Consider the following 14,086-nt stretch of genomic DNA (forward strand, 5'->3'; position numbering starts at 1 on the left):
GGTAAACCTCCCTACAGTAATTGTATATATTGTACGGAACTCATCCTTAATTTGCCACAAACTGCGACATACATTTATTCTCCCACACAAGCATACAGAAAAACCTTTCCTACTTTACATAGAGGAAAGGTTTAATTTGCTACTTGCATACTGCTTTTTGCCCTTCGCTCTTATCGTTCGAGACCTGTAGCCTCGCACAGGTTTTAGCACCTATTCACCTGTATTTACCACTACAAGTGAGGTTGCTGGGCTTCATCGGGCCTGTCCCTCCGCCAGCTCGGGATAAGAGAGTATCCGTCCCAACCTATACTAAAGAAATGATATTCATTTGTCAATTAATATTCACATTTTCCTGAAAGTTTTTCTCAATACGCCTGAAATGAAATATTAATAGGGAAATAATGCATTCACACAAACAAAAAGAAATAAATAGTATACATTATTTATATAATTGTGTTATACTCTTGTTGGGGATTACGAGAAATATTTCATTAAATGAAAAGGATGGTATATAAATATGAGTACTGTGAATGTCCAAATTGGTTTACACGAATTATTGAACGGAAGCAATGCACAGATTCAACTAAGTGTTCCGCAATTAGTGGAAAAAGTATTAATGCGAAATGAAGGGAAATTAACTTCGACTGGTGCCGTTTCTGCTTCAACTGGAAAATATACAGGACGTTCTCCTAAAGATAAATTTATTGTGAAAGAAGCATCGGTTGCTGACAAAATTGCTTGGGGAGCTGTAAACCAACCGATTTCTGAAGAACATTTTAATAAATTATATACTAAAGTTTTAGAATACTTAAAAGAAAAAGAAGAGTTATTCGTCTTCAAAGGATTTGCAGGCGCTGACCGCAATTACCGCCTACCAATTCAAGTTATTAATGAATATGCATGGCACAATTTATTTGTACATCAATTATTCATTCGTCCAACTGAAGAAGAATTAACAACTCATGAGTCAGAGTTCACAATTGTTTCTGCACCGAACTTCAAAGCTGATCCAGCTGTTGACGGTACAAACTCTGAAGCATTCATTATGGTTTCATTCGAAAAACGTATTGTACTAATTGGTGGTACAGAATACGCTGGAGAAATGAAAAAATCAATCTTCTCTATTATGAACTTCTTACTACCTGAACAAGATATTCTTTCTATGCATTGCTCTGCAAACGTAGGTGAAGAAGGCGACGTAGCACTATTCTTCGGTTTATCTGGAACAGGTAAAACAACATTATCTGCTGATCCAAACCGTAAATTAATCGGTGATGATGAGCACGGTTGGTCTGATAACGGTGTATTCAATATTGAAGGCGGTTGCTACGCGAAATGTGTAAACCTTTCTCACGAGAAAGAACCACAAATTTTCGATGCAATCACATTTGGATCTGTTTTAGAAAACGTTATCATTAATGACCAAACACGTATCGCCGACTACAACGATACTACTTTAACAGAAAATACTCGTGCTGCATACCCTATGCATGCGATCGACAATATCGTACTGCCAAGTGTTGCTGGACACCCAAATACAATTATTTTCTTAACTGCTGATGCATCTGGCGTATTGCCTCCAATCAGTAAGTTATCAAAAGAGCAAGCTATGTATCATTTCTTAAGTGGTTACACTAGTAAACTAGCAGGAACAGAGCGCGGCGTTACTTCTCCGCAAGCAACATTCTCAACTTGCTTCGGTTCACCATTCTTACCACTTGATGCATCTCGCTATGCTGAAATGCTTGGTGAAAAAATCGAGAAACACGATGCGAAAGTATTCTTAGTAAACACTGGCTGGACTGGTGGCGAATACGGCGTTGGTAAACGTATGAACTTAGGTTACACTCGTGCAATGATTCAAGCAGCATTAAACGGTGAACTTGCGAAAACTGAAACAGCTAAACATGACATCTTCGGTCTTGAAGTTCCACTTCACGTACCAGGTGTACCTGACGAAGTGTTAATGCCTGAACAAACTTGGGCTGATAAAGCTGCTTACAAAGCAAAAGCAATCGAACTTGCAAATGAATTCAAAGCTAACTTCAAAAAGTTCGACAGCGTATCTGAAGACATTATTAACTTAGGCGGTCCAATCGCTTAAATTAAAACTTTCTGTTGGAATAACCCTTTACTCATATGAATAAGTGTCGTGTAACCGTAAAGTTTCGCGTACTCACCGACAAAACCCAATGCGGCTTAACGGTTACACACACTTACATAAAAAAGAAGCTTACGTGAAAACGTAAGCTTCTTTCTATATCTTATATAAAGTGAAACGCTAATCTCTTCATCTGTGACCTAGATTATAAAATTACAGCTTCGAATATATACATTATATCCCTACTCACTACATCTCTCGGGTTTCACATCGTATGGGGCTAAAAAAGGCCCTGACCGCTTCTATTCGTGACTGGATCATCTATTCCATCTAAAAAGAAGTCTTTTATCTTTTTAGCTCTTTGTTAGTTCTTTCTCATCTTTCATGCTATAGTAACCTAAATTCACAACGATTAAGAAATACCCACCCATAATCCCTACTGCAAACGCCCACATAACCATGTGGTGCTCAATTTCGTACATAATAATAGCACCCAAAATGGCAGCTGCAAAACGGTTAAACATACCAAGTGTCGGTGCTTTCGTCTTCTTTACAATACTATCTCCAAGCTTCTCAATTCTTCTGCCTAAAAGCCAAACGCAATACATACTTACAATAAGCCCAATTCCAGCGCCTAAAAAGTGTGCTGAAAACGGTGTTAACATCCAACCTAGTAACAAAATACCTAGTATATAATACGATTGGATTTTAAATGATCTTAGTGACATACTAATCATGCTGTACCTCTCTTCATTCGTTCTTATCTATCCAACAAAAAATTTCTTTCAAATTCATATTCCTTACATTCATTTCATTCAAATTAAAAACAACATAAACATACTGTTTATGTTGTTTAAATGTTTTTAGAAAATAATATTATACAAGATTTCAAACATCATATTCTCATATTTTGTGACGGTTTTTCAAACTTTTTTCGTCCATTTATGAAAAAAATGATATCAATCTATGAACATACGGATATGATGTAATAAGCACACAAATAAAGGGGGCGTCTAATGATTTATTTTTTAATGGCTCTCATTCACCTCATTATCCCTGCACTTATTGGACTTTCATTGTATTGGTACACGAAAAATCATAGCATTTTTTACGCTGTCCTCGGTGTTCTTCTTCCAGGTATTATTCTTATTACACTCTTCCGTATTCCATTTTTAAACTTAATTCCACTTATTACTGCTATCTTGTTTCTCATCTTCTTACCAAAAATAAAAAAATAGGAAAGCAGATCATAGGTGATCTGTTTTCCTATTTTGATATAGGTTCCCCTGCAATAGAATGAACTTTTACTTTCTCCGATTTCACAAACCATAGACCGACAAAAATGATAATTCCACCGATGATCTGTTGAAACGATACATATTCATTTGCCCAGACAGCTGCAAATAAAACAGCTACAAGCGGCGTTATATACATATATACCATCGTATGTGACGCCCCAATTTTTTGAACACCAACATACCACATTACTAAACCGAATACTGTTACAAAGAAAATAGAATATAGTAAAGCAAATAGTGTCATTCCGTGAGTAATGTGAAATGGCATGACAAACACATGTGGACCACTTAACAATAATAGCGGAATCGCACCCACTAATGCAGACCATGCAGTAACACGTAATGCTGAATATTTTTTAATTAATGGTCCTGCTAAAACAGGATAAAGCCCCCAGCATATTGATGTAATAAGTCCAATTCCATTGCCATAAAAAGAACTAGTAAGTGAATGTCCTGCTACTAAAACTAAGGCTGCACCAACAAAGGCAGTCATAGAACCGATTAACTTTCGAGAAGAAAACTTTTCTTGTTTCAAGAAAATCGCAAATGCAGTTGTAAAAATAGGTGAAATAGAAATGAGTAAAGAGGCATTTGTAGCGGATGTATATTTGACAGTTTCCATAAATAACGTTTGATACAGTACAATACCTACAACGCTAACGATAATTAATCTAGGTATATCCGTTCGCTCCATATAAACCGACTTTTCAATACAAAAGGTAAGGAGTAACAGAAGCGGTGCCGCCGCCATCATACGAAGTGCAGTAAACTCAATTGCTGTAAATTCTAAAAGTCCATACTTCGCAATTGTATAGTTAATCCCCCAAATAATAACAACACTTAAAATTAATAACTCAATTCCCCATCTTCTCATGCGTATCCCCTCCGCAAAGAAGATTATACAGAAAATTCAATCACATGTACATTTCATCATGTGAAAAAATCTTTTTATTATATGAAACGTTTTGGTAAATGAAATTATATCGGCGCAACTCCATTTATATCAGCGATTTTTTCAATATATCGACTTATCGAGAATAATAGCGACTTATAAAATAAAAAAAGTGAATCCAAAATACATTTTGGACTCACCTTTACTATACTCGAACGTGTAATTTCATATTTGGATTATAAAACTGGCTTGGGCTCTTCAACTGAAAAGTTCCTCCACCTTCATGCCAATCAACCGTTAACTTATCGTCCATAAATACAAGCTTTGTACGATCAGCGATAAAATTCATTGTGCTTGATTCAATATCCACATCGCGCTCATCTTTCTCTGCTACAGCTACTAAATCGATGATTCCGCTCATAACACAACCGCAACCTTCATTATCATAAAATAACTTTATATATTTCGCTTCACTTGGAATCGTATCCATAATCTTTTTATATGCTGCTTCTGTTACAGTAACGTACATATGTTAATCTTCATCCTCTCTTCTCTTATCATTAATATATTGTATCACCATTTTTCTTAAAAGTTATATACAGAAAATTAAGACTAATATACAATGTATGTGATAAAGTTTCAGCAATCGAGCTTTTATGAGTAGTTCATGCAGGAGAAAGGATGTTTACTATCTGTGTTCAAACTACAACGATATCCCATGTTATTAGGTGTATTTAGTAGTTTCTTCATTTCTAGCGGAATGCTATTACAGCATGTACTTCCCTATTCTCCTTCTATTAGCTGGATTCTAGGTTTTATTTGTTTCCTATCCGCTTCTTATTTTGCTACGAAGAATACAAACAACTCATAAAGCAAGAATCATCTTAAGGAGGATTATCAAACATGCCAGCCTTAAAAAAAATAGAGCAATCACTCGATCACTTATTCCAAATTGAAAAATACGGAAAAGATAGTGCCTTTAGTCGATTTATCCCAGCCGTATATGATCCTATCAAATTTCCTTGGCAACAATTTTTCGAAGCAAATTTTGTAGATTTATTTAACGGCCTTATGATGCACGGATCTGAAAATGTAAACAAAGTATTTTTAGCTGTATTCCCTACAGATGACGTTCTTGAAACATTCATTTCACAATCCACACCCGGTGATTTACTCTTTATGCATCATCCCCTTGTAATGGAGTGCGGTGATCCGCTTGGAAGATCAGGCCGCGGTTTCTTACCAATTCCTGAAAAATATTTGCAAGGAATAAAAGAAAAACAACTTTCTATATATACATGTCACGTACCAATGGATTTTCATCAAACACATGGAACGAGTATTTCAATTGCAAAAGCATTAAACGCTACTGTAGTGGACGACTTTGCATATGGAGGTCCAGAACAAGAACCAGTTGGCCTTATTTGTGAAATAGATGAAACATCAACAGAAGCACTCCAAAAACATCTAAAACAACTCTTCCAGATTCCTTACACAGACTTCGAAGGTAAACGACATGATTCCATCAAAAAAATCGCAATTATCGCTGGATGTGGCGATGTCGTATCTTTAATGAAGGAAGCAGAAGAAAAAGGTGCTGAAGCATATATTACAGGAGAAATCCATTGCCATATCGATAATGATTACGGCAGACATAAATACTCGCTCATTATGGATTATGTAAAAGAAACGAATATGTCTCTAATTGGTGTGTCACACTCTGCCTCTGAATATTTAGTGAAAGAGACATTGATGTATGATTGGTTTAAAGAGAATTTTGATGTGGATGTTATTTTACTTCCTCAGGAAAAATGGTGGCTCTAACACTACTTAATTCTCCTCCCGCTATCTTTTGAAATCTAGACACAAAAGACGATCTGCCACACAAAATTATAGAATTCATAATATATATATATTAGTTCTATTTTAAAAACTAGATTTTGAAAATATAGAAAGGAGAACATATATGTACCCACGTAATTTTTTTAGTTGCGATGGTAGACGCAACAGCGGCTCTAACGGAAATACTGGACCCACGGGGAACACCGGACCTACGGGGAACACTGGACCCACGGGGAACACTGGACCCACGGGGAACACCGGACCCACGGGGAACACTGGACCCACGGGGAACACCGGACCCACGGGGAACACCGGACCTACGGGGAACACCGGACCTACGGGGAACACCGGACCCACGGGGAACACTGGACCCACGGGGAACACCGGACCTACGGGTAATGCTGGACCCACGGGGAACACCGGACCTACGGGTAATGCTGGACCTTCCGGAGCTGGTTTCCAAAGTACTACCACCTTTAGTCTAGCAGCGGCTCCCAACTATAAAAAAGGACAAGTTGTCACTTATACGGGCAGTGGCTATGTTGTAAAAAAAGATGCACCTCAAGGGTTTCCTAATATATCTCCAGATTATATCGTATTAGTAGAAAGTGGACCTACCGGTAGTACCGGGCCTACCGGCATCACTGGGCCTACGGGGAACACTGGACCTACGGGCATTACTGGACTTACGGGATCTGCCGATAGTGCTTCAGCAAAAAGTATTGTTTTTCAAGGAACAAATGCTGGTTTTCAACGTATAGCGGGTTCTCCTGGAATTGACTCCAATGTTATTCCATATGTCACTGCTGGAGCCGGTAGTATTGTCGGCTTTTCTGCGTCTATAAATATAAATAATTTACCTGCTGCTATTTATACGATTAATATTTGCAGAAATGTCCCAACAAACCTCACAACCCCTTCTTCTAGCTACATCCTATCTACTATTACCTTAACTACTACTGACAAAATTACCGGAACTATGGTATTTTCCATTAAACCAACGGATAGCGGAGCAGGACAAATTCAAGTATTTAATCCTACCCCGGCAGTAGGTCCCGCTACTGTAACTTGGACTAGTATTACAACTGGAAACCCAGTTGCAAGAGGAGATGCTATATCCCTTTATATTACCCCTGGAATTACTGCAAGTGCTGTATATTCTATTTTTCTAATTACCGATATATAGCAATTCATTTCATAAAAAAAGACCCGAAATTCGGGTCAACAAATAGAAATATAAATGAACTACAACAAATAACAGACAAAGCCATTATATATTTTTCATAGTAAAACATCCATTATTTTCTTTTTACACTATCAATATATTATTTTTCGTTATCGTCCTCTTTTTTAGAACGTCTACCTAAGAAGAACACAAGAACATCACTTCCAAATAAGTGATGTTTTTTGTAGTTAATGCAGTGGTAACATAACTTCAACCGTCGTTCCAACCCCAACTTCACTTTCAAAACTTATTTTACCGTTGTGGTCTTTAATAATTTTTTCTGTAACTACTAAACCTAGACCAGTTCCTGTTTCTTTCGTTGTATAAAAGGCTTCATTTAACTTTGGAATTTTATCTTTCGGAATGCCGCATCCCTCATCTTTCACTTGAACGATGATTCCATCTTTTACAGTAACTTTAATCGTAATTGTTCCGCCAACTGACATTGCTTCAATTGCATTTTTGATTAAATTAAAAAAGACCTGTTTTAATCGTTTTTCATCACATGTAATTGATGGTAAGTCTTTACTGTAAATACCTTGTATGTAAACTCCTTGTTTTAAAGCTGGCTTTTCCATAACTCGAATAACATAAGAAATAATTTCTTGTATGTTATGAGTTTCTGATTCTAGTGATTTAGATTTCTCAAATCCACTAAGTTCTGTAGCAATTATATGAATCCGATCTACTTCTTGTTTCATAATATCACTATAAATTTTATCCTCTGGATGCTTGTCTGCTTGTTTATTCACAAGTTTTTTTAAGTTTGCTAAAGGTCTTCTAATCTTATAACCAATAACCGTTGCCATCTTTCCAACAGCTGCTAGTTTTTCTGTCTGTTTTATTTCTTTGTCCATCATCTCAAGCGTACGAACGTAAGACTGAACCCTTAAAAATATAATCCAACATATGATAGTAAATACGCTATATAATGCCATTGGGATTAAAACGAGAGAAGATTGAATAATGATTCCTGTAAGAGCATACTTTCCGATAAGTATCGCTGGAACTAACCAGAAATATCTTTTATTCACAAAGATTGGTGCAAACAAAATAAAAAATCCTTCTACTATATTTCCACCGTCAAATTCTGCATCGCTACCATAATAAATCATAATGTTATGGATACAATCTAATACATTATAGCCAATTAGAATAATATACTTTACCGCAAAAGCATTCTTCCATTTCATAAAGTATATTCCAATGCAAAACAATACCACCATCAAAAAGTAAAGCCATAAACCTAAACCATCTTCAAACTCTCCTACACCTTCTTGCTCTCCACCGATTAACGGTACGATAAATTCATAGGCAAGATCATATACGAAAAATATAATAAAAAATAAACTTAAAAATGCTTTCAGCGCCTTTATTTCTTCATTTTTAAATATATAGCCTTTATTCATATGGTAACTCCTAGCTTTTCTTCCACTTGGATTTCAGTATTTCCACACTTCCTTGGGAGAATGATGTCTATTCTCGTTCCAGTATCTTTTTCACTTGAAATATGCAACTCACCAAGGTGCTCGGCGACAATTCGATTCGCTACCGTCAGTCCCAGACCAATTTTATCTTGTTTCGTTGTATAAAAGGCCTCTGTAACACGGGGTAAGTTTTCTTGCTTAATACCATGACCATTATCGATCACACTGATCATTACATATTCTTTCCCTTTATTTTCTAATTGTAAATGTAATATACCACCTTGTCCCATTGCCTCTAAAGCATTTTTTATCGTATATAAAAAGACTCCTCTTATTTTTCGTTCATCACATTCAACTTCTATTGTTTTTTCTTCCACATTAGAAATAAACTGAATGTTTAATTCATCTATTTTTTCACGAAGACTTGTTATTACTTGTAATACAATTTTTCCTACATCATGTTTCTTATAAATAGAAGGTTTGCATGTAGCAACTTCCATTAACTCACTTATCATATTATTCATATTTTCTATTTCAAAAATCATACGTTTATAAATAGGATCCTCTTCATGCTTCTCTCGTTGTAATTGCGTAAATCCTTTTAATGAAGCAAGTGGATTTTTAATTTCATGTCCAACCGTCGCTGCCATTTTTCCGATTACTGCTAATTTCTGTGATTCACTAGCAATCGCAATACTTTCCTTTACAGCTGAAAGATATTGTAAAAATCGGTTTAAAATGATATACGCAGCTATTAACATAAGTGTATACATAATAAGGAACATAAATGCTTTTACTTCCTCTAATACAAATAAATAAATTAAATATTTTCCTACAATAGAGGAAAGTAAAAACACATAGAATTTTTTATTTAAAAATATAGGTACAAAGAAAATGAGAATAATTTCTATTATATTTGTCGCATCAAACGCCGCCTTATTATAAAAAACATACGAAAATATATTAGCGAGTTCTATCCCTATGTATGCAAATATCCATGCATATTTAACAAGGTTTGCCTTCTCTTTTTTCATTAAATATATATTCACGCACAGTATTGCTACTCCGCAAATAACTTGCCATATTATGTTGTATCCCTTATCCATTATTGATTTATCTTCTAATACGATTGCATAGAAAATTTGATATACAATAACAATGACATATAACACCCATAAAAGGATTTTTGCATTTCTTTCTTCTTCTTTATATGATAGAAAACTTTCTTTCACTTCAACACCCCTTCAAAATAATATCTCGAAGAATACCATTTATTATAATAAATGATTTTCATAGACAAACAAAGATAAATCGAACATTTGAGGAAAATCATGCCAACTATGCAATATCTTCATGCTATATACAAGCATAAAAAACATAAACAATAATACGTATATTATCGGAGGTGTTTTTTATGGATGGCAAAAAAAATAAAAAGACCGAACAACTCCAATCTTTCATGCGTGAAAATGAAGGAAAGGAGATGACAACAAATACAGGTATTAAAATTTCAAACGATGAAAACTCTTTAACTGCCAGTGATCGTTTCAGAACGATTAGACATAGTGCAGGGAACGTCAAATGGACAGTGGGAAGTAAATGATACTTTCTTAACAGGCTCACCACTCTTTTATGATGGATTACTTCTTATCGGCGGAAAGATGGATGATCATTTTCTTAACAACGCAAGTTCATTTGTCGTAGAATCATATAATCACTTTAAGCCGATTGGCTCCTTCCAAAACGGCTCTTCTATTATTCAATCTTTAAATATCGAAGGAAAGCCTGGTGTTTTAATAGAACAAGACTCTACGCGACTAGCAAATGAATTTATTAAAGCTATGACAAAACAACGCTTTTGGGATCGAGTATATTCATAAAATAGGGGGACATTTATGTTTGTTACTGTCGAGAAAGATGTGCATATTTTTGTGCAAGACGTTAACCCTGGTCCAGGTAGTAAGACTGTTTTCTTCGTTCACGGATGGCCTTTAAATCATCAAATGTACCAATATCAACTCAATGTTTTACCTGAGCATGGCTTTCGCTGTATCGCCATGGATATACGAGGGAATGGGCAATCTGATAAGCCATGGACTGGTTACACGTATGATCGATTAGCCGATGATATCGCAATTGTTCTGGAAGCACTTCAAGTAGAGAACGCTACATTAGTCGGTTTCTCAGTTGGTGGTGCTCTTTCTATTCGCTATATGTCTCGCTATAATGGGCGCCGCATTTCTAAGCTCGCATTAATTGACGCTGTCTCCCCCTCTTTCGTTAAAAATCAAGAGTCCCCTTACGGTGTACCGAAAGAACAAGCAGATGCTCTCATTAATCAAATGTATGCTAATTTACCAAAATTTTTAAATGATGTATCTTTATCCTTTTTTAATAGAAACTTAGGGGCTGCAACCCTTGAATGGTTTTCTTATCTCGGTATGCAGTCCGCTTCTTATGCCCTTATAAAAATTTTACAAGCAGCTGCAAATGAAGATGTAACGAAAGATTTAAATAAAATTAACGTCCCAACAAAAATCTTCCACGGCGTTCACGACCAACTAATTCCTTACAAAAGTGCTGAGCTTACGCAACAACGAATTAAAAATTCTCAGTTACATGCTCTTACAAATAGTGGTCATGGTTCACCAATCGATCAAGCGGATGAATTAAATAAAGAACTGATAAAATTTTTACATGCATAACAACTGCAATACAAGAACGAAAGTTAATATAATCGATTTTTCACAAAACATAAAATTCACATATTTCTCACAAATACACAAATAAAACGATTACATTTTCATATATACTAAATGTACAGGTAATACTCCCTAAACCCAGCTTGTCTGGTTACCCCGTTAAATACTATGAAAAAAGAACTTGTATCGTTATACAAGTTCTTTTTGTTTCTTTTATTTAAAGAGGATATCTTTACTATATTGATTTCCGACGAGTAAATCATATTGGAGCATTTTATATTGCTCTAACATTTCTTTTTGTTTCTTTGTTAAATCATTGATTACTTCTCCATTTTTATCAACTTTTAATTCATCTCTAAGTACTGGTATTTCCTTGTAAAGTTCCGATAAAAATTGATAAAATAAGGATTTATTTAATCCTGCATAATCAAAAATAAGATTAGAAAAATGAATTGGGCTTACTAAACCTAAATTATCATTTGGCATATCAAAGTTTGCATACATTAATAGCGGCGTTTGCGCCATCGCTAAACGTTCATTCGATGTTTTTTCATTCGTTATATACTCATTTTCTTTATAAAAAGATTTATTTGTTCCTAATGATGGAAGATGATCTCCAAAGAATACTAATAATGTAGGTCTATCAAAATTATCTAGTTGCTCTATTAAATATTGAAGAGCCTCATCTGAACGTCTTAATCCTTCTGTATACGTCTCTAATTCTCCCTTTGATTCTTCATTTTCTAGACCGCTAATTTCGATTAGGTTTTCACCAAATCGGCCCTCTGTAAATGGAAAATGATTTTGCATCGTAACTGCATGAATAAATGTAGGTTGTTTTTGTTCCTCTAACTCAGCAATTATCTCTTTACTCATCGCTAAATCACTAATATAATCTCCATCAATATCCACATTTTCCATCGTGTCCTCTGCATTAAACTTATCAAATCCTAACACCTTATATACATCGTCACGTTTAAAGAATGTGCGACCAAATGAATGAATTGCACTTGTATAATAACCTTCTTTTTTCAACGCCGTAGGGATTGATGGAATTTCTTTCTTATTTGTAATAACCTGCTGATATGGTATAGAACCTGGCTTTAACAAACTCATTGAATAACTTGTTAATGCCTCAAATTCAACGTTCGCCGTATTTCCCCCAAATGTAGGAGAAATAGTTTGTCCACCAGGAAAGTTTTCTATATAATGATGTAAATTTGGTACAGGATCTTCACTAAAAGAAAGGTTAGTTACTTTCGTCGGATCCCAAAACGATTCACTCATTACAAAAATAATATTCGGTTTCTCTTTTTTCTTTTGGCTCCCTATATTTCCACTATATTGTTTTTTTATATCGTTTGCTATTTGAAGCATATTTTCTTTAGAATAATTTTTTGGTTTTTCCATAACTGTTGTATCTAAATTGCTAATAAACCCAAGTACAAAACCATTTGAAGCATAGTTCTCATTTTGATTCCACAAAACAAAATCTACACCTGATTTTTGAAATACTTTATTCATAAATGTATTCGCAAAATTACCATACGCATATAGAACAAAAATAGACCCTACTACTAATAAGGCTCTTATTCCTAGATGAATCTTTACATTTTGAATATACCTTCTCATATATATCCCTGCTACAATACAAGCTACGATACTTAAGATAATGACAAAAATATAACTCCAACTAAAATAGTCCATCACCATCGGTATAACAGATTGCATATGCGTAATTTGTGTAAAATCAGAAGGATATAACGGATCACCTCTGAAAATAAGCTTCAAATAATTCACAATACATAAAATGACTAACGTACAGCTCGTTAAAACCATACTTAGAAAAACCTTACCTATTAAATTATATACAAGAATATATATTGCATAAATTACTACAAAACTTAATATAAACTGCATATTATAAAAGTAAATCCAATTCATTGCCTCTATGAAACTCATATTAACTTGCATGACAATATAAAATAACGCTACTGTATGAGCTAGCAAAAATAATATAAAATGCTCTCGTAGGGATGCTCTAAGTATAGACATCTCTTTTTTATTGAAATGCGTAATATAAAACGTTATGCCCCATACGAAAATCATCATAACACTTAAAACAAGCTTTTGATTTAAATGATCTTTCATCATGTCTAAATTGAAAACCTTTAAAATCATAAACAGTATAGTTATTACTAATAAAGTCACCATACTACTTATAATGCTAGAAATTAATATATTTCTTTTTGGAAGATGAAAAAGTGTAGAACCATACTTCAATTCATTCCCTCTTTTCTATGTATTAATTTCACCTCGCATCGAAAAAACTATTTGTATTAAAATAACATATATCCTATATTTCGTCTGCAAACTTGCTTCTACTATAAATATATTTCCTTAATACTTCCTTAATCAATAGTTAAATTGTGGCATACAAATTACTCATTCTTGAAAAGCTTAATTTTAGCACTCCACTTTATGATATAATAACTATTTTTTAGAAATCCTTAATGCTATTAAAGATTCCACATGAAAATACGAAAGAATTAATAAACAAGCGTTGTACGTTTTTAACAACTATTACTATAACGAAAAG

12 protein-coding genes, 1 pseudogene and 1 riboswitch are annotated in these 14,086 nt (G+C 34.5%); of the genes and pseudogenes, 7 read left to right on the top strand and 6 right to left on the bottom strand.

Going from position 1 to position 14,086, the window contains the following annotated elements; all coding sequences use genetic code 11:
- Window positions 1–167: 167 nt before the first annotated feature.
- Window positions 168–289, bottom strand: a riboswitch (SAM riboswitch).
- A 228-nt stretch (window positions 290–517) separates the two neighbouring features.
- Window positions 518–2,104 carry a phosphoenolpyruvate carboxykinase (ATP) gene (pckA, locus tag BC_RS23760; RefSeq protein ID WP_000108802.1) on the top strand — a complete coding sequence of 529 codons (1,587 nt, stop codon included), beginning with the start codon at window positions 518–520 and terminating at the stop codon, window positions 2,102–2,104.
- A 350-nt stretch (window positions 2,105–2,454) separates the two neighbouring features.
- On the opposite strand, the gene BC_RS23765 is transcribed toward pckA, so the two are convergent.
- Window positions 2,455–2,838: an ATP synthase subunit I gene (locus BC_RS23765; protein ID WP_000624926.1), complete on the bottom strand. Its 384-nt coding sequence runs from the start codon at window positions 2,836–2,838 to the stop codon at window positions 2,455–2,457.
- A gap of 279 nt (window positions 2,839–3,117) precedes the next feature.
- Here BC_RS23765 and BC_RS23770 point away from each other — a divergent pair, with 279 nt between their 5' ends.
- The gene (locus BC_RS23770) at window positions 3,118–3,339 is read left to right on the top strand and encodes a hypothetical protein (protein ID WP_000639042.1); all 222 of its coding nucleotides are present in this window, start codon (window positions 3,118–3,120) and stop codon (window positions 3,337–3,339) included.
- Window positions 3,340–3,367: 28 nt separating this feature from the next.
- Here the strand turns inward: BC_RS23770 and BC_RS23775 are convergent, their stop codons facing one another.
- Both BC_RS23775 and BC_RS23780 read right to left on the bottom strand, forming a co-directional pair.
- Window positions 3,368–4,273, bottom strand: a complete 906-nt coding sequence (locus tag BC_RS23775; protein ID WP_001255411.1) for a DMT family transporter — start codon at window positions 4,271–4,273, stop codon at window positions 3,368–3,370.
- A gap of 223 nt (window positions 4,274–4,496) precedes the next feature.
- Window positions 4,497–4,820, bottom strand: coding sequence for an iron-sulfur cluster biosynthesis family protein (locus tag BC_RS23780; RefSeq protein ID WP_000289570.1), 324 nt, complete (start codon window positions 4,818–4,820; stop codon window positions 4,497–4,499).
- 374 nt (window positions 4,821–5,194) lie between these two features.
- On the opposite strand from BC_RS23780, the gene BC_RS23785 reads away from it, so the two are divergent.
- The gene (locus BC_RS23785; protein WP_001111125.1) at window positions 5,195–6,115 is read left to right on the top strand and encodes a Nif3-like dinuclear metal center hexameric protein; all 921 of its coding nucleotides are present in this window, start codon (window positions 5,195–5,197) and stop codon (window positions 6,113–6,115) included.
- A 142-nt stretch (window positions 6,116–6,257) separates the two neighbouring features.
- Window positions 6,258–7,319: a collagen-like protein gene (locus tag BC_RS23790; protein WP_000283544.1), complete on the top strand. Its 1,062-nt coding sequence runs from the start codon at window positions 6,258–6,260 to the stop codon at window positions 7,317–7,319.
- Between the two features lie 227 nt (window positions 7,320–7,546).
- Here the strand turns inward: BC_RS23790 and BC_RS23795 are convergent, their stop codons facing one another.
- A complete protein-coding gene (locus BC_RS23795; protein WP_001032628.1) occupies window positions 7,547–8,767 on the bottom strand; it encodes an ATP-binding protein in 1,221 nt (406 codons plus the stop codon).
- Entirely contained in the window at window positions 8,764–10,017 is a 1,254-nt protein-coding gene (locus BC_RS23800; protein WP_000664890.1) for an ATP-binding protein, read from the bottom strand. Before BC_RS23800 ends, BC_RS23795 begins: the two co-directional genes overlap by 4 nt.
- Window positions 10,018–10,199: 182 nt before the next feature.
- Here BC_RS23800 and BC_RS23805 point away from each other — a divergent pair, with 182 nt between their 5' ends.
- From BC_RS23805 to BC_RS23815, 3 genes and pseudogenes are all read left to right on the top strand, one after another.
- Window positions 10,200–10,388: a hypothetical protein gene (locus BC_RS23805; RefSeq protein ID WP_000348760.1), complete on the top strand. Its 189-nt coding sequence runs from the start codon at window positions 10,200–10,202 to the stop codon at window positions 10,386–10,388.
- Window positions 10,321–10,665, top strand: a pseudogene (locus BC_RS23810) (catalase); the annotation flags it as partial. The gene BC_RS23805 and the pseudogene BC_RS23810, both read left to right, overlap by 68 nt.
- Before the next feature lie 15 nt (window positions 10,666–10,680).
- On the top strand, window positions 10,681–11,490 hold the full coding sequence (locus BC_RS23815) for an alpha/beta fold hydrolase (protein ID WP_000498278.1): 810 nt from the start codon (window positions 10,681–10,683) through the stop codon (window positions 11,488–11,490).
- Window positions 11,491–11,700: 210 nt separating this feature from the next.
- Here BC_RS23815 and BC_RS23820 read toward each other — a convergent pair whose 3' ends face one another.
- Window positions 11,701–13,770 (bottom strand): LTA synthase family protein, encoded by a 2,070-nt coding sequence (locus BC_RS23820; protein WP_000873616.1) that lies wholly within the window; start codon window positions 13,768–13,770, stop codon window positions 11,701–11,703.
- Window positions 13,771–14,086 lie beyond the last annotated feature (316 nt).

The sequence above is a fragment of the Bacillus cereus ATCC 14579 genome (genome assembly GCF_000007825.1).
In the GTDB taxonomy this organism is placed as follows: domain Bacteria; phylum Bacillota; class Bacilli; order Bacillales; family Bacillaceae_G; genus Bacillus_A; species Bacillus_A cereus.

What these genes read in the sequence shown, in the direction of transcription:
- pckA (WP_000108802.1), top strand. Translation starts at nt 518, where the DNA reads ATGAGTACTGTGAATGTCCAAATTGGTTTACACGAATTATTGAACGGA.
- BC_RS23765 (WP_000624926.1), bottom strand. Translation starts at nt 2,838, where the DNA reads ATGATTAGTATGTCACTAAGATCATTTAAAATCCAATCGTATTATATA.
- BC_RS23770 (WP_000639042.1), top strand. Translation starts at nt 3,118, where the DNA reads ATGATTTATTTTTTAATGGCTCTCATTCACCTCATTATCCCTGCACTT.
- BC_RS23775 (WP_001255411.1), bottom strand. Translation starts at nt 4,273, where the DNA reads ATGAGAAGATGGGGAATTGAGTTATTAATTTTAAGTGTTGTTATTATT.
- BC_RS23780 (WP_000289570.1), bottom strand. Translation starts at nt 4,820, where the DNA reads ATGTACGTTACTGTAACAGAAGCAGCATATAAAAAGATTATGGATACG.
- BC_RS23785 (WP_001111125.1), top strand. Translation starts at nt 5,195, where the DNA reads ATGCCAGCCTTAAAAAAAATAGAGCAATCACTCGATCACTTATTCCAA.
- BC_RS23790 (WP_000283544.1), top strand. Translation starts at nt 6,258, where the DNA reads ATGTACCCACGTAATTTTTTTAGTTGCGATGGTAGACGCAACAGCGGC.
- BC_RS23795 (WP_001032628.1), bottom strand. Translation starts at nt 8,767, where the DNA reads ATGAATAAAGGCTATATATTTAAAAATGAAGAAATAAAGGCGCTGAAA.
- BC_RS23805 (WP_000348760.1), top strand. Translation starts at nt 10,200, where the DNA reads ATGGATGGCAAAAAAAATAAAAAGACCGAACAACTCCAATCTTTCATG.
- BC_RS23815 (WP_000498278.1), top strand. Translation starts at nt 10,681, where the DNA reads ATGTTTGTTACTGTCGAGAAAGATGTGCATATTTTTGTGCAAGACGTT.